Origin of the sequence: Syntrophotalea sp., from assembly GCF_050253115.1 — a bacterium.
GTDB classification, from domain to species: domain Bacteria; phylum Desulfobacterota; class Desulfuromonadia; order Desulfuromonadales; family Syntrophotaleaceae; genus Syntrophotalea; species Syntrophotalea acetylenica.
This window is the reverse complement of record NZ_JBFWJQ010000023.1, coordinates 1-21860: the sequence shown is the minus strand read 5'-3', so window position 1 is coordinate 21860 and position 21860 is coordinate 1. Positions and strand designations below refer to the sequence as shown.

Genomic DNA, 21860 nt, shown 5'->3' with positions numbered 1-21860 from the left:
TATCAACGGAGCGATTCAACCATGAGCAAAAAGCCCTGGGCCGGACGATTCACCCAGCCTACCGATGCCTTCGTCGAGGCGTTCACCGCCTCCATCGATTTCGATCAGCGCCTCTACCGTTACGACATCCAGGGGTCCGTGGCCCACGCCCGCATGCTGGCCCGCCAGGGCATCATTACGGCAGGCGAAGCTCAAACCATCATCTCCGGGCTTGAATCGATCCTGACCGATATCGAAAAAGGCGATTTCGAGTTCTCCGTGTCCCTGGAAGACATCCACATGAACATCGAGGCACGCCTGATCGAGCGTGTCGGGGCCGTCGGCGGCAAGCTGCATACCGCCAGGTCCCGCAATGACCAGGTCGCCCTCGACATCCGCCTTTACCTGCGCGACGAAGTCCGGGAGGTGCGCTCCTATCTCGAACAGGTGCAGGAAAGCCTGTTGGAACAGGCTGAACGCAACCTGGGTGTCATCATGCCCGGCTACACGCACTTGCAGACCGCGCAGCCGATTCTGTTTTCGCACCACATGATGGCCTACTATGAGATGTTCCGGCGTGATTCCGAGCGCATGGCCGATCTTCTCAAGCGCATCAACCAGCTCCCTTTGGGGGCCGGCGCACTGGCCGGGACCACCTTCCCCATCGATCGGGAGTTTGTCGCCGAACAGCTCGGTTTTGACGGGGTGACCCGCAACAGCCTCGATTCGGTGTCGGACCGGGATTTCGCCCTCGAATTCTGCGGCGCCGCCAGCATCGCGATGATGCACCTGTCGCGCCTTTCCGAAGAACTGATCCTGTGGTCGAGCGCCGATTTCCATTTCATCGACCTGTCCGATGCCTTCTGCACCGGCAGCTCCATCATGCCACAGAAGAAAAATCCGGATGTGCCGGAACTGGTGCGCGGCAAAACCGGGCGGGTGTATGGCAACCTCATAAGCCTGCTGACCGTGATGAAGGCCTTGCCCCTGGCCTACAACAAGGACATGCAGGAAGACAAGGAGCCGCTGTTCGACACCATCGACACGGTCAAGGGCAGCCTGAAGATTTTCGCCGACATGATCGCCCAGATGAGCATCCGCGCCGACAACATGCGCGAAGCCGCCGCCCGGGGCTTTTCCACGGCAACCGATGTGGCCGACTATGTGGTGCGCAAAGGTATCCCGTTTCGCGAGGCACACGAGATCGTCGGCAAAACGGTGCGCTACTGCATCGAGCACGACAAACCGATCGAGGCACTGAGCCTGGAGGAATTCAAAGCCTTTTCGTCCGCTATCGAAGCGGATATCTACGATTTCATCACCCTTGAGGCTTCTGTCAATTCCCGCCGGGCCACCGGCGGCACGGCACGCGAAACCGTCGCCCGGGAAATCTCCCGTGCCCGCCAGGAACGCCTGCAGAGGATGTAACCATGAAACCTCATCGACTGCAAACATGCCTGCTGCTTGCCGTGCTGGTGGTAATGGCCCTGGGCGCCGGCTGCGGCCGCAAAGGACCGGTGCGCCCCCAACGGCAACCGTTGCCCGCTGCGCCGGAGCACCTCGAACTGCGCCAGCAGGGCGACGGCATGCTGCTGTCCTGGAGCATGCCGCGCCTCAACCAGGACGGTACCGAGCTTACCGACCTGGCGGGTTTCAAGATCATGCGCATGGAATTCGAGCCGAATCAGGAATGTCCCGATTGTCGCGACACCTCCATACTGCTACGTCAGATCGAGCTCGCATACCTGCGTGATGTTCAGCAATCGGACGGCCGCTTTTTCATGGCGGACACCGGATTGCAGCAGGGCCGCGGCTATCAGTATCGCGTTATCCCCTACAATCTCTGGGGCCAGGACGGCACGCCGGCCGAGGCTCGCCAGGTTGTTACCTTCCTGCCGCCGGCGCCGCAACAGGTCGCTGCCGAAACCGCCGATGGTGTATTGACTCTGACCTGGCAAGCCCCTGCGCTGCCCGCCGGTCTCGAACTGGTCGGCTACAATGTCTACCGCCGACGTCCCGGGCGGCCCTTCGCCATCGCTCCGCTAAACCCCCATCCCCTTGCGGAACCGCGTTTCGAGGACCGCTTATTCAAAAGCGGCAGCACCTATCTTTACGCCGTCAGGGCGATTGTGAAGCAGGACAGCCAGGAAATCGAAAGTCTCCTCTCCAAAGCGGAGGTGGCGACGCCCTGGGCTGGCGCCGAGGCACCTTTTTGACATATGGAAAGAGCTATGTTACGGTTTTAGCTTGTTTAGATCTGAAATATTCTTTTCATTAAACTCGCCAATTCAATCAGGAGTCTGTTTTTTATGAACCACTTTCAATACCGCAACAACGATCTCTGCTGCGAAGAAGTCCCCCTGAAGGATATCGCCACCCAGGTCGGCACGCCGTTCTATGTATACTCCCACGCCACCTTGAGCCGACACCTGGAGACCTTTTCCTCCGCCTTTGCCGAGGTACCGCACCTGATCTGCTATTCCATCAAGGCCAACAGCAACCTGGCGGTACTCAAAACCTTCGTCAACCACGGTGCCGGTTTTGACATCGTCTCCGGTGGCGAACTGTTCCGCGCTCAAAAGGTCGGCTGCGATGCCGCCAAAATCGTCTACTCAGGCGTCGGCAAGACCGAAACCGAGATCGCCGATGCGCTGCAGGCCGGCATCCTGATGTTCAACGTCGAGTCGACGCAGGAACTTGACACCATCAATGCAGTGGCGGGCCGCCTCGGCAAAAAAGCCGGCATCGCGCTCCGTGTCAACCCCGACGTCGACCCGCAGACCCATCCGTACATCTCCACCGGCATGAAGAAGGCCAAGTTCGGCATCAACATTTCCCAGGCCCTGGAGGACTATCGCCGCGCTGCGAGCCTGCCGAATCTTGAAGTTATCGGGGTAGACTGCCATATCGGCAGCCAGTTGACCAAGCTGTCGCCTTTTGTCGACGCCATCGCTAAAATCCGCGAACTGGTGGAAAACCTGCAGCAGGAGGGCTTTGCCATCAAGTATCTGGATCTGGGAGGCGGCCTCGGTATCACCTACGACGCGGAACAGCCTCCCAGCCCCGCCGATTACGCCAGGGCCATCATTGAAGGGACCAGGGGCCTTGGTGTCACCCTGATTTTCGAACCGGGCCGCGTCATGGTCGGCAACGCCGGCATGCTGATCACCAGGGTCCTTTACGTCAAAAAGGGCGAAGCCAAAAATTTCGTCATTGTCGACGCCGCCATGAACGATCTGACCCGTCCGGCCCTGTACGGTTCCTACCAGGGCATCCAGGCCGCGGATCGCTCCATCGACGGCACCATCATCGCCGACGTGGTCGGTCCCATCTGTGAATCGGGCGACTTCCTCGCCCAGGACCGCGAGATCCCCGCTTTTTCCCAGGGTGACCTGGTAGCGGTAGCCTCCGCCGGAGCCTACGGATTCACCATGAGCTCCAACTACAACAGTCGTCGCCGGGTTCCCGAAATCATGGTCAAAAACGACAAGGTCATGGTGGTCCGCCAGCGCGAAACCTACGACGACCTGATCAAGGGCGAAACCATTCCGGAAGGGCTGTAATGGCCGATGGCTCCGCCGGGACCCCGAGCCCCGGCAGCACATCCGCTCCCATTGTTTACGGAGGACACCCCATGTTTACAGGATCCATGGTCGCCATCATCACCCCGTTCGACAAGGATGGACGTTTTGATGAAGAGGCCTTCAGACAGCTGATCGAATTTCAGATCGAAAACGGTACGGACGTCATCGTCCCCTGCGGCACCACCGGCGAATCCGCCACACTCGATCACGCCGAACATAAACGCGTGATCAAGTCCTGTATCGAGCAGGTAGACAAGCGGGTTCCGGTGCTGGCCGGTACCGGTTCCAACGCCACCACCGAAGCCATCGAACTGAGCCAGAACGCCAAGACGATGGGTGCCGACGGTGTGCTGCTTATTTCCCCCTACTACAACAAGCCTTCCCAGGAAGGTGTCTACCGGCACTTCAAGGCGATTGCCGACAACGTGGCCATTCCGCAGGTGCTGTACAACGTACCGGGTCGCACCGGCATGAACATGACCGCCGCGACCACCATCCGCCTCGCCGACCATCCCAACGTGGTCGGCATCAAGGAAGCATCCGGCGATCTGACCCAGATCAGCCAGATTATCGCTGCGGCGGGAGATCGCATCCATGTGGTCTCCGGCGACGATTTTCTGACCTTGCCGATGATGGCCTGCGGTGCCAGAGGGGTTATTTCGGTAACCGCCAACATCCTGCCAAGGGAAATCAAGGCCATGGTGACCGCCATCAATGAAAATCGCTATGATGATGCCAGAAAAATGCACCTGCATCTGCTTGAACTGCATCAGGCCATGTTCATCGAAACCAACCCGGTGCCGATAAAAACCGCCGCTTCCCTCATGGGACTGTGCGGGGATCATCTGCGCATGCCGCTGGCCGAACTGCTGCCTGACAATCTGGCCCGGCTTAAAACAATAATGACCCGTTACGGCCTTATCGATGCCTGACAAGGAGCCCTCATGATCAAAGTAGCTGTCAACGGTGCCGCCGGGCGCATGGGCGGCCGTCTCATCACCGCCATCAAGGAAACCGGGGGGCTGCAACTCACCGGTGCCCTCGAGCATACCGAAAACCCGATGCTCGGTCAGGATGCCGGCCTGTCCGCCGGTTGTGGACCTCTGGGTGTGTCCATCTGCAGCGATCTGGACAAGGTGCTCAAAGACACCGAGGTCCTTATCGATTTCACCTTTCCGGAAGTTTCCCTGCGGAATCTGGAAGCCTGCGCCCGCCTCGGCAAGAGCCTGGTGATCGGTTCTACAGGCTTTACCCCGGAGCAGCGCGCCCGGGTCGAAGACCTGGCCAGGCACGTGCCCGTGGTGCTGGCGCCCAACATGAGCGTCGGCGTCAACGCCTGCTTCAAGATTCTCAAAGAGGCGGCGCGTATCCTCGGCGAGGGCTTCGACGTCGAAATCGTCGAACTGCATCACAACAAAAAAAAGGATTCCCCCAGCGGCACCGCGGTGCGCATGGGCGAAATCGTCGCCGAAGCCCTGGGCCGCGACTACAACGAATGCGCCGTTTACCACCGCGAGGGAATGTGCGGCGCCCGCACCCAGGAAGAGATCGGCATGCAGACGGTGCGGGGCGGCGACATCGTCGGCGAGCACACCGTCTATTTCATCGGCATGGGTGAACGCATCGAGATCACCCACCGCGCCATGAGCCGCGACATGTTCGCGCGCGGTGCAGTGCGCGCCGCCGCCTGGCTGGCGGATAAGACCCCCGGCCTGTACGATATGCAGGATATCCTTGGATTGAAATAAGTCGGGTTTATATCCACCCCAAAGTCTGGCTCAAACTAAGATAAGGGGAGGTATAAGATGAATACCAACGGCAAATATTCTTGGTTTTAAATCCCCTTTATCCTCTTCATCCCTGTTAATGCGGTTTATTCGGGGTGAGAGCATTACGTATTCTAAAACCTAAACATATATTGGAGAACTACGCATGGCAAAACTTAACGATAACTACCTGAAACTCAAGGCCGGTTACCTGTTCCCTGAGATCGGCCGCCGGGTCAAGGCCTTCAGCCAGGCCAACCCCGACGCCAAAATCATCCGACTGGGTATCGGCGACGTCACCCAGCCTCTGGCTCCGGCGGTTCTCAAGGCCTTTCACGATGCCGTCGAGGATCTGGCCAGCAAGGAAAATTTCATGGGCTACGGCCCCGAGCAGGGCTACGAGTTTCTCATCGACACCCTGATCGAAAAATCCTACAAACCCCTCGGCGTCGAGCTGAAAACCTCCGAGATTTTCATCTCTGACGGCAGCAAGTGTGACTGTGCCAACATCCTCGATATCTTCGCCCTGGACAACAAGGTCGCCATCTGCGACCCTGTCTATCCGGTCTACAACGACACCAACGTCATGATTGGCCGCACCGGCGAGGCGGACGAAAAGGGCTATTACTCAGGACTCACCTACCTGCCCTGCACCGAGGAAAACGGCTTCACCCCTGCCATCCCCTCGGAAAAGGTCGATATCATCTATCTGTGCTACCCCAACAACCCCACCGGCGCGGTGGCAAGCCGGGAAGACCTCAAGAAATGGGTCGATTTTGCCCTGGCCAACGATGCGGTGATCTTTTTCGACGCCGCCTACGAAGCATTCATCACCGAACCGGGCATCCCCCATTCCATCTATGAAATCGAAGGCGCCCGGCGCTGTGCCATAGAATTCCGCAGTTTCTCCAAGACCGCCGGTTTCACAGGCGTACGCTGCGCCCTGACGGTGGTGCCCGAGGAGATTATGGCCGATACCGGCAGCGGTGAAAAAGCCTCCCTCAACAAGCTCTGGAACCGTCGCCAGTCGACCAAGTTCAACGGCGTCTCCTACCCGGTGCAGAAAGCTGCCGCCGCTGTCTATTCCGACGAAGGCTGGGCCCAGGTCAAGGAGACGATTGACTATTACATGGAAAATGCACGTCTGATCCGCGAAGGCCTTCAGGCCGCCGGCCTGACCGTGTATGGCGGTGTCAACGCCCCCTACATCTGGCTGAAAACCCCGGGCGGCATGAGCAGCTGGGACTTCTTCGACAAACTGCTGTCCGAGTGCCACGTGGTCGGCACCCCCGGCAGCGGCTTCGGCCCCAGCGGCGAGGGTTTCTACCGTCTTTCAGCCTTCGGTGACCGCCAGAATGTCATTGAAGCCATCGAGCGTATCAAAAACAACCTCGCCTGAACCATCGCAATCCCCGCACGGCGACAAGCGCGTTTAAAAAACACCCCCCGGAGGCAATTCCCCGGGGGGTGTTTGGCATCCGCCATCCCTGCCGCATTTACGCTGCCAGACCATCCTCAAGTACTTCACTATTTATTTTTTCCATAACAAATCCCGTTTATATAAATATTATCAATTAGACTCCACGCCCGGGATTTGTTAGCTTGTGTCCATCCGGAAACTCCGGATGGATACAGCGTAGTTTTCATATGGGAAACGAGCACTTTTCGCATTAGGCCCCGTGCGTTACCACGAGGAGAGCTGGACCCCGCGACCATTAACAGCCGCCGCCTGCCTTTCCGGACGGGAAGCAGTTGCGGCGTTTTTTCGATGGCATGCACAAACAGGGAGGAGAAGATGGCAAAAATCCGCAATATAATGGCCGGACGATGGGGAATAATCGGCGCTGGAATCTTTATCGGTGCCCTGGCGGCCCTGCTGCAGAAGTTCGGCAATCCCGGCAACATGGGGGTGTGTGTGGCCTGTTTCGAGCGCGACATCGCCGGCGCGCTCGGCCTGCACCGGGCCGAAGTCGTGCAATACCTGCGACCCGAGGTCATGGGTTTCGTTCTTGGGTCATTGCTGGCCGCCTATCTCTTCAGGGAATTTCGGCCACGTCTCGGTTCGGCACCCATCGTCCGGTTTGTGCTGGGTTTTTTCGCAATGATCGGCGCACTGGTTTTTTTGGGATGTCCCTGGCGGGCGGCTTTGCGCCTGGCCGGCGGCGACGGCAGTGCCATTTTTGGCCTGCTCGGCCTTGTAGCCGGCATCTGGCTTGGCACCCTGTTTTTGAAGGGCGGCTACAATCTCGGCCGCTCCCAATCCACCCAGTCCGCTGCCGGCTGGCTGATGCCCCTGTTCATGCTCGGCATGCTGGCGCTGCTGATGATTTTCCCGGCGATTCCCGGCGCGTCGAAAAACGGGGTGCTTTGGTTCAGCGTCAAAGGGCCGGGCGCCATGCATGCCCCACTCCTGGTTTCCCTGGGTGCAGGGCTGGCCATCGGATTTATCGCTCAGCGCAGCCGCTTCTGCACCATGGGCGCCATTCGCGATTTCGTCCTGTTCCGGCAGACACACCTGCTTGGCGGCTTTATCGCTCTCATCGTCACCGCCCTGGTTGTCAACCTGCTTGTCGGTCAGTTTCATCCCGGCTTTGAGGGGCAACCCGTAGCACACACCATGCAGTTCTGGAACTTTGCCGGCATGCTGCTGTCCGGTCTGGCCTTCTGCCTGGCAGGTGGCTGCCCGGGACGCCAGCTGTTTCTGGCCGGCGAAGGTGACGGGGACGCGGCCGTGTTTGTTCTGGGCATGGTGGCCGGGGCCGCGGTCAGCCACAATTTCGGGCTGGCCAGCTCCCCGGCAGGCATCGGCCCCTACGGCATGCAGGGCGTTGCGGTCGGGCTACTGGCGAGCCTTTTCATTGGCTTCAGCATGCGAAAAAAAATGGCCTGAGGAGGGCAAAATGACAACAACCATCGATGCACGCGGGCTCTCCTGTCCGCAACCTGTGATGCTGACCCTTGCTGCCATCAAGGCTGGCGAGGCGGATGAAATCATCGTTCTGGTAGATAACGAAGCCTCCCGCGAAAATGTCTGCCGAGCGGCCGGCAACCGCGGCTGGACGGTGGCAAACCTGAGCGACCAAGGCGACGAAACACGGATTACCCTCAACAAAGGATAAGGGTGTGGCGCTCTTCAATTTCAGGGAAGAAAAAAAGACCGCACCGGTTTCGGACGCACCCAGCAGCCGGATGGAACGGGGCATGCTGGTATTTGCCAATACCAGTGAAGTGATCCAGCCACACACTGTGCCGCAACCTGACCGAAAATTTGCCTGGTTCGGAGTTTAACACCTTGACATTTCATTATCTGCAAACCATTGTCTTGTGGCACAATCGCACCCTGACAGCCATTGACAAAATGACAGCGCGCTCCGGTCTTGTCGCCGACGCAGGATTCATGTATCTTGCCAAAATGATCGGGGAAGCCTGGCCGGCCATTTTGCACAGCCGACGCCGGCAACCCAGGTGGCGGACATCATTGAGCAGATTCCCCGGGCTTGGGAAGAACTGCAGAGCGTTTGGAGCCAATCATAATGACCTCTGAGAAAATCAAGCTGACGCATATGGTGAAAGCGGCCGGCTGAGCTGCCAAACTGGGCCCGGAGGGCCTGGAAGATGCTTTGACCGGCTTGTTTGCCGAGACCGATCCGAATCTTATTGTCGGACCGGAAACCGCCGATGACGCGGGCGTGTATCGCCTCAGCGAGGACTGCGCCCTGGTCGAGACCACCGACATCATCACCCCCCTGGTCGACGACCCCTTTTTGTTCGGCGCTATCGCCGCCGCCAATGCCCTGTCGGATGTCTTCGCCATGGGCGGGCGTCCGCTGACCGCCATGAACCTCGCTTTCATTCCGCCCTGCGGTCTTCCCCGCGAAGCCCTGCGGGAATTGCTGGACGGCGGTGCCCGCAAGATTCGAGAGGCCGGCGCATGCCTGGTTGGCGGCCACACCGTTGAAGATGACGAGCTCAAATACGGCCTGGCCGTAACCGGCGTTGTCCATCCGCAGCGGGTGGTGCGCAATTCAACGGCCCGCCCCGGGGATGTGCTGATCCTCACCAAACCCATTGGCACGGGTATTGTTGCCACCGGCATCAAGGCGGAAATGGTCGCCGATGCCACCGTGGCAGAAGCCTGCCGCTGGATGGCAACCCTCAACGGTCAGGCGGCCGCCATCATGACCGCATGCGGTGCCCATGCCTGCACCGACATCACCGGCTTCGGCCTCATCGGTCACGCCTCGGAGATGGCCCGTGGAGCCGGCGTCACCCTGGCACTGCGTCTGGCGAACGTACCGGTGATCAACGGGGTCGCGGACCTGGTCCGCGACGGGCTGGTGCCCGGAGGCTGTTACCGCAACCGCGCCTATTATGCCCGTATGCTCCTTGATGCCCGGCCCGACCGGGTCGATGCCGACATGCCGGGTTCAAGCGAGGATCTGCTGCCGTTTTTCGATCCCCAGACATCCGGGGGGCTGCTGATCGCCATGGAAGACGGCGCAGCCGATGCGTTTCTGCGCCGAGCGGCCGATGGCGGCTGCTTTGCCGTTGTCGTGGGCGAGGTACTGGAAGGCAGGGACCATGCGGTGGAAATCCGCTGATACCGGCAGCGGCAGTCCCGGGGCAAGACATGAACAACAACCGGTTTTTGGCATCCGCGGCGCAAGCATGGCGTGGAAATTGCGCCTTGACACATCCGCGCCACGGGACTAGCCTGACTGCATGAAAACGACGACCACCCTTTTCAAAGCCCTGGCCCATGATACCCGTCTGCGCATTCTCAATCTGCTGCTAGACGGCGAGGTCTGCGTCTGCCATATCATGGAAATCCTGCAGTTACCCCAATCGACGGCTTCTCGCCATCTGGGCATACTGAAAAATGCGGGACTTGTCATGGACCGCCGCAGCGGCACCTGGGTACATTATTCCCTTGCCCCGCAAATGCCGCCGCCGGCGATGCAGATCCTTGATCTGCTTGGGGCGCACCTGCCGACCCTCAAAACATGTCAGGCCGACCGGGCCCGGTTGGCCGAACCGGAGGTGCGGCGCAAACAGTGTAACTGATTTCCCCATGAGCCATGGCATCGCCCGCCCGGCATCAGGCGTCCGCCCTGTCGGACAGCTTCAGCCACCGCGCAATGTCGAGTTCTCCCGGCAAAAAAGTCCGCCCCCCCACAGTGATCCCGGCCAGGCTTCCGTCCAGGGTCCATCCCCCGCAATCGTTGCGTAAACCGGCGTTGCAGCATTTCAGGCGCATCATCGCCGGTTTCGGGTTCTCCGCCCTCAATACCGGGCGGCTTATCGAACCGGCCATCCAGAGCAGATCGAAGTCTCCACAAAAGCTCTCGGCACCCGGTATCGACACCCCCTCCCGCAGACCGACAAGAAGACGGCATGGCTGGTCGTGCAGACAGCCGATCCAGATGACCGGCAGGCGCACCCTGTCACCGGCAAGCTCGACCCACGCCAGAGGCTTCAAAAGCCACGGAAATTCTTTTTTTGTCTTCATCATGCCTCCGCTCGACTCCTTAAGTAAAACAGGTTGGCACTGCTTGACAAGACACCGCGCGCCATTGCGAGGTCCGGGGAAAAGAACCCTTTTCATCCGTGGGAATGGCTGCTATGGTACTGAACTGACATGAGTTGCAGACTGCTGCCTGCAGCAGACCTTGCAATCCTTATTGCTGTTTTACGCCCACACCGGAGGATGCCATGCCGGCCGTTATCAGCCAGAACCCCCTTGGACAGATTTCTCACACTCCCCTGGTGCGGCTCAGTCGTCTGACACATCCGGACAGCGCCGCTGTCTGGGGCAAAATGGAGAATCTCAACCCTGGCGGCAGCGTCAAGGACCGCATCGCCCTTGCCATGGTCGAAGATGCCGAAAGCCGTGGCTTGATCAAGCCTGGAGCGACCCTGGTGGAACCGACCAGCGGCAATACCGGCATCGGCCTGGCGCTGGTGTGCGCGGTCAAGGGCTACAAACTTATCCTGACCATGCCCGAAACCATGAGTGTCGAACGCCGCAGATTGCTTGCCGCCTACGGCGCCGACCTGGTTTTGACACCGGGAACCCAGGGCATGCGCGGTGCCGTGGCGCGGGCGGAAGAACTCGCCGGCCAGTACGGCTATTTCATCCCCATGCAGTTCAGCAATCCGGCAAATCCCCGCATTCACGAACAGACCACGGGACCGGAAATCATCGCCGCCCTGGATGGCCAGATCGACGCCTTCGTGGCCGGGGTCGGCACCGGTGGCACCATTACCGGCGTGGGGCGGGCTTTGCGCAAACACAACCCCCAGGTCGATATCGTCGCTGTCGAACCGGCCGCGTCACCGATTTTATCCGGAGGATCACCCGGACCCCATAAAATCCAGGGCATCGGCGCCGGTTTCATTCCGGAGGTTCTCGACACCGGGATCTACCGGGAGGTCATCACCGTCAGGGACGAGGACGCCTTTGCCACGGCGCGCAGGCTGGCAAGGGAGGAAGGATTGTTTGTCGGTATCTCCGCCGGCGCCAACGTATGCGCCGCACTGCGCCTGGCCGAGCGCCTTGGCCCCGGGAAAAACGTGGTAACGGTCCTTTGCGATACCGGAGAGCGCTATCTGTCCGTTGGCGTATTCGACTGAGGAGGCATTCCCTGTATGGGGTCAGCGATGGACGCCGATGCACGCTACGAACGGCTGCTGCAATTGCTGAACAGCCTGGGACCCGCCGCCGTGGCGTTTTCCGGAGGCGTGGATTCGACCCTGCTGCTGCGCGCCGCGCTGGACGCCCTCGGTGCGCGGCAGGTGCTGGCCGTCACCGCCGTTTCGGTGTTTTTCCCTGCCTGGGAGCAACAATACAGCCGTGATCTTGCGCATCAGATCGGCGCGCGCCAGCTGCTGGTACCATGCGATCTGCTGGCCCTGCCGGCCGTGGTCCGCAACGATCCGCTGCGCTGTTATCATTGCAAAAAAGCCCTGTTCGGTGATTGTGCCGAAATGGCGCGGCAAACCGGATTTTCCCTGATGCTGGACGGCACCAACCTCGACGATGGCAGGGATTACCGCCCTGGCAGCCGGGCCGCCCGGGAACTGGGCGTGCGATCCCCGCTGGCCGAGGCCGGCCTTGGCAAACAGGACATCCGCGACCTGAGCCGACGGCTCGGGCTGCCAACCTGGAAGCGCCCGGCCTTCGCCTGCCTGGCGTCGCGCATCCCTTACGGTTCGCCCATCAGTGCTCACGCACTGCGGCAGGTGGATCGATGCGAATCGGCGCTGCGCAGCCTTGGTTTCGACGGATCCCGCGCCCGGCATCATGGCGCCAGCGTCCGCATTGAAATTCCGCTGCCCTTGTTGTCGCAAATACTGGCGGAGCCGACACGGCGAGCGGTTATCCGGGCGGCGAAAGAGGCCGGGTTTACCTATGTCTGTCTCGATCTGGAAGGCTACCGCAGCGGCAGCCTCAACGAAATCCTGACCGAGGCAGAGGGATGATTTTTCTCCGCACCATCGTACCGCCACGGAATTGTTCCCGCTTCGTTTCGCGGGGGTATTCACAAAAATCATTTCAACCGATGGACGTAATGCGATGAATAATTCCCGCTGCCTGTTGTGCATCTGTTTCTGCGCCGGTGTGTTCGCCGCCCTGATCAGCAGCGGAGCTGCCTGGATGGCAGGCAACGCCGGACTGCCCCAATGGCTCGGCGTTAAGCTTGTCCCCGCCTGGAGCGGCGCGTGGATTCACCCTCGCCTGGTATGGGGCGGGCTGTGGGGACTGTTCTATTACACAACGGTCAGTTCTCCCCGGGGTCGTATCCAATGGATGCGCAAGGGGCTGTGGGTCAGCCTGCTGCCTTGCGCCTGGCAGTTGTTTTTTGTCTTTCCCAATCGCACGGACGCGGGCATGCTCGGCCTCGGCCTTGGCACTCTCACCCCCTTGTTCATCCTTTTCTACAACCTCATCTGGGGCGCTACCACCGGCATTTTCGCCCGCGCCTTCTATGGCCGCAGCCGATGATCGCGGTCTTTTCTCGGGGAGCTTGCGTTGCATTCGCCCTGGTTCTGTGCCTTGTCTCCTGCGCCTCGCATGCCCTCGCCGCCTCAAGCCTGCGGGGTCGCGTCACACATATCTACGATGGCGACACCATCCGGGTTGCCGGCATCGGCAAGGTCAGACTGCTGGGCATCGACGTGCCGGAAAAGGAAGCTTCATACCGGGATCGCTATTTGCGGCAACGGGGCATCGCGCCGGACAGGCTGCGCCGCATCCACCACCGCGCCCACGCCTATGTCCGTGCAAAAAGCCTCGGACGGATCGTAGTCCTGCGAACAGAGCCGCCAACGCGCGACACCTACGGGCGACTTCTCGCCTATGTCACCCTGCCCGGCGGACACATGCTCAACCGGCTGCTTCTGCAACAGGGCCTCGCCGCGGTCTACCGACGCTTCGATTTTTCTCTGAAAAGGGATTTTATCGAAACGGAAGAAGACGCCCGCCTGGCGAAACGGGGCATGTGGCAACAATAACCTTGATCCCCGGGCTTCGGGTTCATTTCCGGTTGCGCAGCGCCAGCCGTGACATGACGCCGCGGCGGCGGGGGTTGGGCGGCAGGTTGTCCTGCACGAAACGCACATCCTCGATGGTGTAAAAGGCGCGGGGATTGAAGCGTTTGACCAACGTCAGCACATCCTGCAGATTGCGACGTCGGCAGACGGTGAAAATCAGCTGCACCGGGCCGGTTTCACCCCGTGCCCGCAGATTGGTGACGCCGTAGCCGGCTTTCCACAAATGTTCCGTCAGCACAGTGGCATCCTTGCGGGTAATGATGCGCACAATCAGGCTGCCCAGCGCGATACGTTCTTCGATCAGCACGCCGACATAATTGCCGGTGGCGAAGCCGAGGGCAAAGGCCAGATAGGTAAGAACATTGGTCAGGTTCTGCATCACCTGGCTGATGGCCAATACCCATATCAGCGACTCGAAAAATCCCAGCACCGCAGCCCACCCTTTCAGCGACCGGGACACGAAAATGATCCGCAGCGTTCCGATGCTGACATCGATAATCCTGGCAAAAAACACCAGCAGCGGCAACAAAACCAGGCCGAGAGCCCCGCTATCGGGCAGAACTGAACTCACGTGCAGCCTCCCTTGTATGAAAGCGATACATCCGCTTGCAGCTGATCCTCTGCGCCGCCCGACACACAAGCCAATTTGGCTTTGGACCGCTTTTCATCGTACGCCTGCGTATCCATCCGGAAATTCCGGATGGATACGCATTGAGCGCGTCGGCCTGGCGCAAGACGATTTTCCCGGCCGATCATCCCCCTGCCGGCCGACCAGTATCCAGCTGCTGCTCCAGTGCCAGAATACTCAGAGTGGTCGCCAGCACCGTGTCCGGATTAAGGGAGATGCTGTCGATGCCGCATTCCACCAGAAACGCGGCAAATTCGGGGTAATCACTTGGCGCCTGACCGCAGATGCCGATCTTGCATCCACAGGCCTTGACCCGTCTTATGACATCCGAGATCATGCGGGTTACCGCCTCATTGCGTTCGTCGTAAAGATGCGCAACAATCTCGGAATCGCGGTCCAGCCCCAGCAACAGCTGGGTCAGGTCGTTGGACCCGATGGAGAAACCATCGAACAGCGCAGCGAACTCTTCGGCCAGCACCACGTTGGAAGGGATCTCACACATCACATACAACTCCAGACCGTCCCTGCCCCGTTGCAAACCGGCGCCGGCCATGACCTCGATCACCCGTCGCCCTTCTTCCACGGTGCGGCAGAAGGGGATCATGAGCTTGACGTTTTTCAGTCCCATATCCTCCCGCACCCGCTTCATGGCGCGGCATTCGAGCAGGAAACCTTCGCGGTAGCGGTCATCGTAATAGCGCGAGGCCCCCCGGAATCCGATCATGGGGTTCGATTCGTCCGGCTCGAAATAGCTCCCCCCCAGCAGGTTGGCGTACTCGTTGCTCTTGAAATCGCTCATGCGCACGATGACGTCGTTGGGGTAGAAAGCCGCGGCCAGGGTAGCGACCCCCTGCGAAAGCTGATCGACAAAAAATTCACCGCCGTCGGAATAACCGGCAATCAGATCGGCGATTTTTTCCCGTGTCTCGCGGTCCTCGACCCTCTCCGGATGCAACAGGGCGATGGGATGCGCCTGAATGGCCGTATTAATGATGAATTCAAGACGCGCCAGCCCCACCCCGTCGTTGGGGATGCGGCGCAGTCCGAACGCCTGCTGCGGATTACCAATGTTCATCATGATACGGGTGCGCGGGCGGTGCAATTCCGCGAGATTGGTCTTTTTGATCTCGAAGGGCAGCTTGCCGGCATACACAAAGCCGGTTTCCCCCTCCGCGCAGCACACCGTCACCGGATGCTCGTCGGCAATAACGGAGGTCGCGTCGCCGGTGCCGATCACGCAGGGAATGCCAAGCTCGCGGCTGACAATGGCGGCATGGCATGTCCGGCCACCGCGATTGGTAACGATGGCGGCGGCTTTTTTCATGACCGGCTCCCAGTCGGGGTCGGTCATGTCCGTCACCAGCACGGCTCCGGGCTGAAAGCGGCCGATCTCCGCTGCGTCCTTGATGACCATGGCCCGGCCGACGCCGATTTTGCTGCCGACCGCCCGGCCCGTTGTGATAATTTCCCCGCGCTGCTGCAGCTGGTATTCCTCCAGCACGTTGCCGGTCAGGGCCGACTGCACCGTTTCCGGCCGCGCCTGCACAATGAACAGTTCGCCGGTTTCACCATCCTTGGCCCATTCGATATCCATGGGGCGGCGATAATGTTCCTCGATGGTGCAGGCCATCCGCGCCAGGGTCAGCACCTCGTCGTCGTCCAGGCAGAAGCGCTCGCGGTCTTCCGGTGCCACGGAAATCTCGCGCGTTGCTTGCGGACCATTATTGAGGCTGTAAACGATCTTTTTTTTCTTGCTTCCCAGACGCCGGCTGATGATGGGGCGAAATCCCTGTTTGAGGGTCGGCTTGAAGACAAAAAACTCGTCGGGATTGACCGCACCGCGCACTACGTTTTCGCCCAGCCCCCAGGCCCCGTTGATCAGCACCACCTCGCGAAATCCAGTTTCCGTGGAAATGGTGAACATGACACCGGCGCTGGCCAGGTCGGAGCGCACCATTTTCTGCACGCCGACGGACAGCGCCACGCTCATGTGGTCGAAACCATGATGCTCCCGGTAGGAAATGGCGCGATTGGTAAACAGCGAGGCGAAGCAGTTGCGGCAGGCGGCGAGCAATTCGTCGGCACCGCGGATGTTGAGATAGGTTTCCTGCTGACCGGCAAAAGAGGCGTCCGGCAAATCCTCGGCGGTGGCGCTGGAACGCACCGCCACATCGCAGTCGGCCCCGTACTGCTGCTCCATCCGGGCATAGGCGGTACGGATCGCCTGTTCAAGGGCATCCGGCAATTCGGCATGGCGGATGGCCCGGCGCACCTGGTGGCCGACGGAGGTCAGGCTGTCAATGCTGTCGGCATCGAGATCGGTCAGCAGGCGACTTATCTGCTCATCGAGCCCGGTTTCGCGCAGAAAGAACCGATAAGCCTCGGCGGTCACGGCAAAACCGCCCGGCACCTTGATGCCGAGATCCGTCAGGTTGCCTATCATTTCCCCCAGCGAGGCATTTTTCCCTCCCACCAGAGGCAGGTCGTCAAGAGCGATATCCTCGAACCACATGATGTGCGCAAACTCTGTCATCGGTGCCTCCCTTTTCAAGCCGGCATGCAAAGCGGTACGCTACCTTGCCATCGCCCGCAAATCCCGGGCGTTTCTGTCACCGTAAATTCTAACAGATATCCCTGCGTTCGCCGCCCCGCCCGACCTGTTCACAAGCCGCAATCAACGAACGCCGACGGCAGGCTTGCGAAGCACAGTCCGCGGGACCACCATATTGATTGAAAAATATCGGGCACTGATGCTTTAATGGTTGCGGTCGCAGCCTGGCCACGCTTCGCCAGACCAATTTACCCCGCAACGGAGACATGTATGCCGTTTGATTGCCGTAGCCTTTTTTTAGCCACCGTTTTGCTGGGCTTGTGTTCCGCCTGCACACCGAAACCTCAGGCTCCGCCCCCTCTGCCGGGGTCCGCGCCGGATCCGGGCCAGCCGGCAGCGGCCCTTGACGATCAGGATCTGCAATGGCGCACCTGGCTGGAAGATCTCGGCGAGGAAGCCCTGGCGCAGGGTATCCGCGAAGAGGTGCTGCACGACGCGCTGGCGGACCTGCAGCCGGCTCCGGAACTGCTCATGCCCCGCCATAAACAGGCCGAGTTCGCTCTCTCCAAACAGGAATACGTGCAGCGTCTCGCCTCCGAGCAGCGTTTTCAGGCAGGGCTGCAACGAAAGGACGAACTGCGGGATCTGCTGCAAAAGATAGAGTGGCGCTATGGCGTTCCGGAAGCCTACCTGCTGGCCCTGTGGGCGATTGAAAGCGACTTCGGCAAGGGTGCAAACCGCCACCCGGTGATCCGTGCCCTGGCCACACAGGCGTGGCGTAGCCAACGGCCGGCCTTTTTCCGCAAGCAATTGCTGGCCGCGTTGCAGATCCTCGATCAGGAGCGCATGCCAAGCGAGCAGCTGCGCGGTTCCTGGGCCGGCGCCATGGGACATTTCCAGTTCATCCCCACCACCTATCTCGACTATGCGGTCGATTTCAACGACGATGGGAAACGGGATATCTGGACCGATGTGGAGGATGCACTGGCCTCCGCGGCCAGCTACCTGGCCCGGGCGGGGTGGCAAAGACAAACAGCCTGGGGGTGGAGAATCGACCTGCCGGCGGCCTTCGATCGCACCCTGGCCGATCCGGGGGTCAAAAAGAGCCTGGCCGACTGGCGCGCGCTGGGCCTGCCTGCCGTGGCCGGCAGCGACGAGGTGCAGGCCGCACTGCTATTGCCCGACGGACCGCAGGGACCGGCCTTCCTGGTCACCGACAACCTGCGGGTGCTGATGCGCTGGAACCGCTCCGTTGCCTTCGCGCTGGCGGTCGGACATCTGGCGGATCGCTTCGAGAAGGCCGACCGGAACATTCCGGTCGAGGGACCCGCCTCGCCGCTTTAACCGCTACATTGCACCGACCTCCTGATGCGGAAGGGTCATTTCAGATTCATTTTGACCAGCACCTCGTTGGCAGTTTCCTCCAGTGCCTTGCCGGAAACATTGACAGTGGGCCACCCCTGGCGTCGGAACAGAATTTTGGCATAGCGAATTTCCTCCTCGATCTCCCCCAGATCGGCGTAGGCGGCACGCGGATCCTGACCCAGATGTTTAAGGCGGGCGACACGCAGCTCCACCAGCCGCTGGGGGTCGATATACAACCCGACGACCCGCTTCGGATCGACCTGAAACAGCTCCTTGGGCGGTTCGATCCCCAGCACCAGCGGCACATTGGCGACCTTCCAGCCGAGATGGGCCAGGTAGGTTGAAAGGGGCGTTTTGCTGGTCCGGGAAACCCCGACCAGTACGATATCCGCCTGCAACAGGTGCCGCACCTCCTGCCCGTCGTCGTGCTTGACGGTGAATTCCACCGCTTCGATGCGACGAAAATAGTCCTCATCCATATCGTGCAGCAAGCCCGGCGTTTGCCCGGGCGAACGCCCGAAAAACTTGGAAAACTGGGAAAGCAGGGGCGTCACCAGGTCAAAAGCCAGAATCCCCCGGTTTTCACAGGTCTCCTGGATAAACTGCGCCAGCGCCCGGTTGACGACCGTATAGACGACCATGCCCTTGTGTTGCATGACCTCACCGATACCCTGCAGCACGGCGGTTTCATTGCGCACATTGCTGATGCGCCGCAACCGCACCGGCTTGTCCCGGAACTGGGTCAGGACCGCATTGACAATCTTCTCGGCGGTTTCGCCGGTGGCGTCGGACATCAGATAAATGACTTGGGGCGTGGTCATGCAACCTCCGGAAACGGATGCGGGATTCAGGGCGGATCAGACGGCAGAGCCCGGAGCACATCGAGCATGGCATCGTGAATGGCGCCATTGCTGGCCACCAGCTGCCGGCCATCGATCGCGGCAGGGCGGCCAGCGAAGTCCGTCACCCTGCCACCGGCTTCGGTCACCAGCAACAGGCCGGCGGCCACGTCCCAGGGCTTGAGATCGAATTCCCAGAAACCGTCAAACCGCCCCGCCGCCACATAACACAGATCAAGCGCCGCGGCACCGTCGCGACGCACGCCGTGGGTCCGATAATAAAACAGCTTGAAATAATCCATCGAGCGGTGCCAGCGGTCGCCAAGCTCGTAAGGAAACCCCGTCGCCAGCAGCGTCCTGGACAGGTCGTCGGCCCGCGACACCTGCAGTGGCGCACCATTGAGGAACGCCCCGCCGCCGCGCACGGCGGTGAACATTTCGTCATGCACGGGGTCGTACACCACCGCCACCTCCGTCCGCAGGCGCTGCTGCACAGCGATGGATACGCAGAAGAAGGGATAGCCATGCACGAAATTGGTGGTGCCGTCGATGGGGTCGATAACCCACCGCCAATCGCTGCCGGCCTGGCTGGCGCCGCTCTCCTCGGCCAGAATCGCGTGCTGCGGCCAGTCCCGGCGGATACAGGCGAGGATAAGGGCCTCCGAGCCGCGATCGACATCGGTGACCATGTCGACACGCCCCTTGTAATCGACGCGGCGCGAACCGCGCATGGCTTCCAGAATATAGGCGCCGGCACGGCGGGCAGCGGTTTCGGCGGTATTGAGGATTTCCTGCATGGCGGGTAACGTAGCTTTCGTCGGGGCCAAAATTGCGGGACATGAAAACCGCCCCCCCGGTAATTGGCGATCAGTGATTGGTTGTACATAGCACATCCAGCCTGGCTCGTCTCCCGGAAAAAGCGTCCCCTGACGTTTACATCCGTCTATGGGTTGAGAGAATCATGGCGCGGCTGCTCCTGTGCTGTTCGGCATGGCCGGACAGCACCTGGCCGGCAGGCCGGTTCCGAAACCTTCCCGCATAAAGCGCCGACAGGGTTTCGTCATGTACCGCTCCAATGGCAGGGATCGCGGGCGATCTCCAGGCTCAGGTAATCACCTTCGCGCAACACGCTGCGGATAATCCCGATGCCGTGAAGGATCTCCTCCTCCGTCACGATAAGGTGGGGGCGGAAACGGATGCTGCAGCCGCCGCAACCGATCAGCAACAATCTGCGGCGGAAAAATGCCCTTACCAGCTGATCCCTTGTATGGTTATCCGGTACGTCAAAGGCGCACATCAGACCGCGCCCCCGAGGATTGGACACCACGCGCGGGAATTCCGCAGCCAGCTGGCACAGCTCCGCCAACAGCAGTTCGCCCTGCCTCCGGGCATTTTCAACCAGCCCTTCCTCCTCGATGATGCGCAGAATATGGGTACAGCGCGCCATGTCGACCAGGTTTCCGCCGAAGGTCGAATTGATGCGACTGCGTTCCTGGAACACGTGGCAACTGACCTCGTCGATACGGCGCGAGGCGAGCATCCCGCACACCTGGGTCTTCTTGCCAAAAGCCAACAGGTCGGGCTGCACGCCGAAATGCTCAAACGCCCAGAACCGTCCCGTCAGCCCGACACCGGTCTGTACTTCGTCGAAGATCAGCAGGATATCGTGACGGTCGCACAACTGCCGCAGGGCCTGCAAAAATTCCGCGCGGAAATGGTTGTCGCCCCCCTCCCCCTGAATCGGCTCGATGATGATCGCGGCGACATCCTCCCCTTGCTCGTCAATGATCCGGCCGATGGTTCCCATTGCCTCGTTCTCCAGATGGCAAACCGAAGCCAGGTTCTCTTCGGTGATGGGGAAGGTCAGTTTCGGATTGACGATTCGCGGCCAGTCGAATTTGGGGAAAAAGCGCGTCTTGCGCGGATCATAGGTATTGGTCAGCGACAGGGTGTAGCCGGAACGGCCATGGAAGGCCTGGCGGAAATGAATCACCTGCCTGCCGATGTCTTCTTTGTATCCGGCGACCAGATTCTTCCTTACCTTCCAGTCAAAGGCGGTTTTCATGGCATTCTCCACCGCCAGCGCACCGCCGTCGATGAAAAACACATGCGGCATCGCCGAGGGCATGGCGACACGGGCGAAGGTATCGACGAACTCGGCCATGGCCGTGGTATAGACGTCCGAGTTGGAAGGCTTGTTCACCGCCAACCGGCCCAGCCGCGCCCGCTCCTTCAGCAACCGGGGATGGTTGTAGCCCACCGCCATGGAAGCGTACATGGAAAAGAAATCGAGGAACCGTTCCCCCGTGCGCTGATCGACAAACCAGCTCCCCAGGGAACGATCCAGATCGAGAATAATATCGTACCCTTCGGTCAGCATATAGCGGCCCAGGGTCCGCTTTACATCGTGGGGATGAATCACAGGCACCTCCGCTTTCGACAAAACAGGTCAGCATTTGGCCGGGTTTCCGGATAAACACAGTTTAGCAGCACGGAGGGTTTGGGCTACGAGACGTGCAGGGGCGGATCGCGAACCGCCCCTGTCCAAAGAATAGGCAAAGAGGAAATTAGCCTGATAAATCAGGGCTCAGCACA

At 60.3% G+C, this 21860-nt stretch carries 21 protein-coding genes; 15 read left to right on the top strand and 6 right to left on the bottom strand.

What is annotated here, in order from left to right; all coding sequences use genetic code 11:
• Positions 1-21 precede the first annotated feature (21 nt).
• From argH to AB7E65_RS04215, 10 genes are all read left to right on the top strand, one after another.
• Complete coding sequence (gene argH / locus AB7E65_RS04260; RefSeq protein WP_072287035.1) at positions 22-1407, top strand: argininosuccinate lyase; 1386 nt, start codon at positions 22-24, stop codon at positions 1405-1407.
• A 2-nt stretch (positions 1408-1409) separates the two neighbouring features.
• Positions 1410-2195: a hypothetical protein gene (locus AB7E65_RS04255; RefSeq protein WP_428745328.1), complete on the top strand. Its 786-nt coding sequence runs from the start codon at positions 1410-1412 to the stop codon at positions 2193-2195.
• A 93-nt stretch (positions 2196-2288) separates the two neighbouring features.
• A complete protein-coding gene (gene lysA, locus AB7E65_RS04250; RefSeq protein ID WP_072287033.1) occupies positions 2289-3542 on the top strand; it encodes a diaminopimelate decarboxylase in 1254 nt (417 codons plus the stop codon).
• A gap of 71 nt (positions 3543-3613) precedes the next feature.
• Positions 3614-4495: a 4-hydroxy-tetrahydrodipicolinate synthase gene (gene dapA / locus AB7E65_RS04245; protein ID WP_072288117.1), complete on the top strand. Its 882-nt coding sequence runs from the start codon at positions 3614-3616 to the stop codon at positions 4493-4495.
• A 12-nt stretch (positions 4496-4507) separates the two neighbouring features.
• On the top strand, positions 4508-5311 hold the full coding sequence (gene dapB, locus AB7E65_RS04240; RefSeq protein WP_428745327.1) for a 4-hydroxy-tetrahydrodipicolinate reductase: 804 nt from the start codon (positions 4508-4510) through the stop codon (positions 5309-5311).
• Between the two features lie 184 nt (positions 5312-5495).
• On the top strand, positions 5496-6728 hold the full coding sequence (locus AB7E65_RS04235; RefSeq protein ID WP_428745326.1) for an LL-diaminopimelate aminotransferase: 1233 nt from the start codon (positions 5496-5498) through the stop codon (positions 6726-6728).
• Between the two features lie 396 nt (positions 6729-7124).
• Positions 7125-8219, top strand: a complete 1095-nt coding sequence (gene yedE, locus AB7E65_RS04230; RefSeq protein WP_320360633.1) for a YedE family putative selenium transporter — start codon at positions 7125-7127, stop codon at positions 8217-8219.
• Positions 8220-8229: 10 nt separating this feature from the next.
• Positions 8230-8448 carry a sulfurtransferase TusA family protein gene (locus AB7E65_RS04225; protein ID WP_072287029.1) on the top strand — a complete coding sequence of 73 codons (219 nt, stop codon included), beginning with the start codon at positions 8230-8232 and terminating at the stop codon, positions 8446-8448.
• Positions 8449-8862: 414 nt separating this feature from the next.
• Positions 8863-9930 carry a selenide, water dikinase SelD gene (selD, locus tag AB7E65_RS04220; RefSeq protein ID WP_083558690.1) on the top strand — a complete coding sequence of 356 codons (1068 nt, stop codon included), beginning with the start codon at positions 8863-8865 and terminating at the stop codon, positions 9928-9930.
• A 121-nt stretch (positions 9931-10051) separates the two neighbouring features.
• Positions 10052-10393, top strand: coding sequence for an ArsR/SmtB family transcription factor (locus AB7E65_RS04215; RefSeq protein ID WP_428745325.1), 342 nt, complete (start codon positions 10052-10054; stop codon positions 10391-10393).
• A 34-nt stretch (positions 10394-10427) separates the two neighbouring features.
• On the opposite strand, the gene AB7E65_RS04210 is transcribed toward AB7E65_RS04215, so the two are convergent.
• Positions 10428-10841, bottom strand: a complete 414-nt coding sequence (locus tag AB7E65_RS04210; RefSeq protein WP_428745324.1) for a hypothetical protein — start codon at positions 10839-10841, stop codon at positions 10428-10430.
• A 200-nt stretch (positions 10842-11041) separates the two neighbouring features.
• On the opposite strand from AB7E65_RS04210, the gene cysK reads away from it, so the two are divergent.
• The 4 genes from cysK (at position 11042) to AB7E65_RS04190 (ending at position 13843) form a co-directional block, all read left to right on the top strand.
• The gene (gene cysK / locus AB7E65_RS04205) at positions 11042-11962 is read left to right on the top strand and encodes a cysteine synthase A (RefSeq protein ID WP_428745323.1); all 921 of its coding nucleotides are present in this window, start codon (positions 11042-11044) and stop codon (positions 11960-11962) included.
• A 15-nt stretch (positions 11963-11977) separates the two neighbouring features.
• The gene (gene larE, locus AB7E65_RS04200) at positions 11978-12811 is read left to right on the top strand and encodes an ATP-dependent sacrificial sulfur transferase LarE (RefSeq protein WP_072287023.1); all 834 of its coding nucleotides are present in this window, start codon (positions 11978-11980) and stop codon (positions 12809-12811) included.
• 94 nt (positions 12812-12905) lie between these two features.
• Positions 12906-13334 (top strand): hypothetical protein, encoded by a 429-nt coding sequence (locus tag AB7E65_RS04195; protein ID WP_072287022.1) that lies wholly within the window; start codon positions 12906-12908, stop codon positions 13332-13334.
• Positions 13331-13843 carry a thermonuclease family protein gene (locus AB7E65_RS04190; protein ID WP_428745322.1) on the top strand — a complete coding sequence of 171 codons (513 nt, stop codon included), beginning with the start codon at positions 13331-13333 and terminating at the stop codon, positions 13841-13843. Before AB7E65_RS04195 ends, AB7E65_RS04190 begins: the two co-directional genes overlap by 4 nt.
• A 22-nt stretch (positions 13844-13865) precedes the next feature.
• Here the strand turns inward: AB7E65_RS04190 and AB7E65_RS04185 are convergent, their stop codons facing one another.
• Together AB7E65_RS04185 and ppsA are read right to left on the bottom strand one after the other, a co-directional pair.
• On the bottom strand, positions 13866-14453 hold the full coding sequence (locus AB7E65_RS04185; RefSeq protein WP_072287020.1) for a DUF2179 domain-containing protein: 588 nt from the start codon (positions 14451-14453) through the stop codon (positions 13866-13868).
• 181 nt (positions 14454-14634) lie between these two features.
• A complete protein-coding gene (ppsA, locus tag AB7E65_RS04180; RefSeq protein ID WP_072287019.1) occupies positions 14635-17043 on the bottom strand; it encodes a phosphoenolpyruvate synthase in 2409 nt (802 codons plus the stop codon).
• A gap of 288 nt (positions 17044-17331) precedes the next feature.
• Between ppsA and AB7E65_RS04175 the strand changes: the two genes are divergently transcribed.
• Positions 17332-18405: a lytic murein transglycosylase gene (locus AB7E65_RS04175; RefSeq protein ID WP_320360630.1), complete on the top strand. Its 1074-nt coding sequence runs from the start codon at positions 17332-17334 to the stop codon at positions 18403-18405.
• Positions 18406-18440: 35 nt separating this feature from the next.
• Here the strand turns inward: AB7E65_RS04175 and AB7E65_RS04170 are convergent, their stop codons facing one another.
• From AB7E65_RS04170 to lat, 3 genes are all read right to left on the bottom strand, one after another.
• A complete protein-coding gene (locus tag AB7E65_RS04170; protein WP_320360629.1) occupies positions 18441-19247 on the bottom strand; it encodes a pyruvate, water dikinase regulatory protein in 807 nt (268 codons plus the stop codon).
• Between the two features lie 26 nt (positions 19248-19273).
• Positions 19274-20062, bottom strand: a complete 789-nt coding sequence (locus tag AB7E65_RS04165; RefSeq protein WP_428745321.1) for an inositol monophosphatase family protein — start codon at positions 20060-20062, stop codon at positions 19274-19276.
• A 263-nt stretch (positions 20063-20325) separates the two neighbouring features.
• Positions 20326-21687: an L-lysine 6-transaminase gene (lat, locus tag AB7E65_RS04160; RefSeq protein WP_428745320.1), complete on the bottom strand. Its 1362-nt coding sequence runs from the start codon at positions 21685-21687 to the stop codon at positions 20326-20328.
• Between the last annotated feature and the right edge of the window lie 173 nt (positions 21688-21860).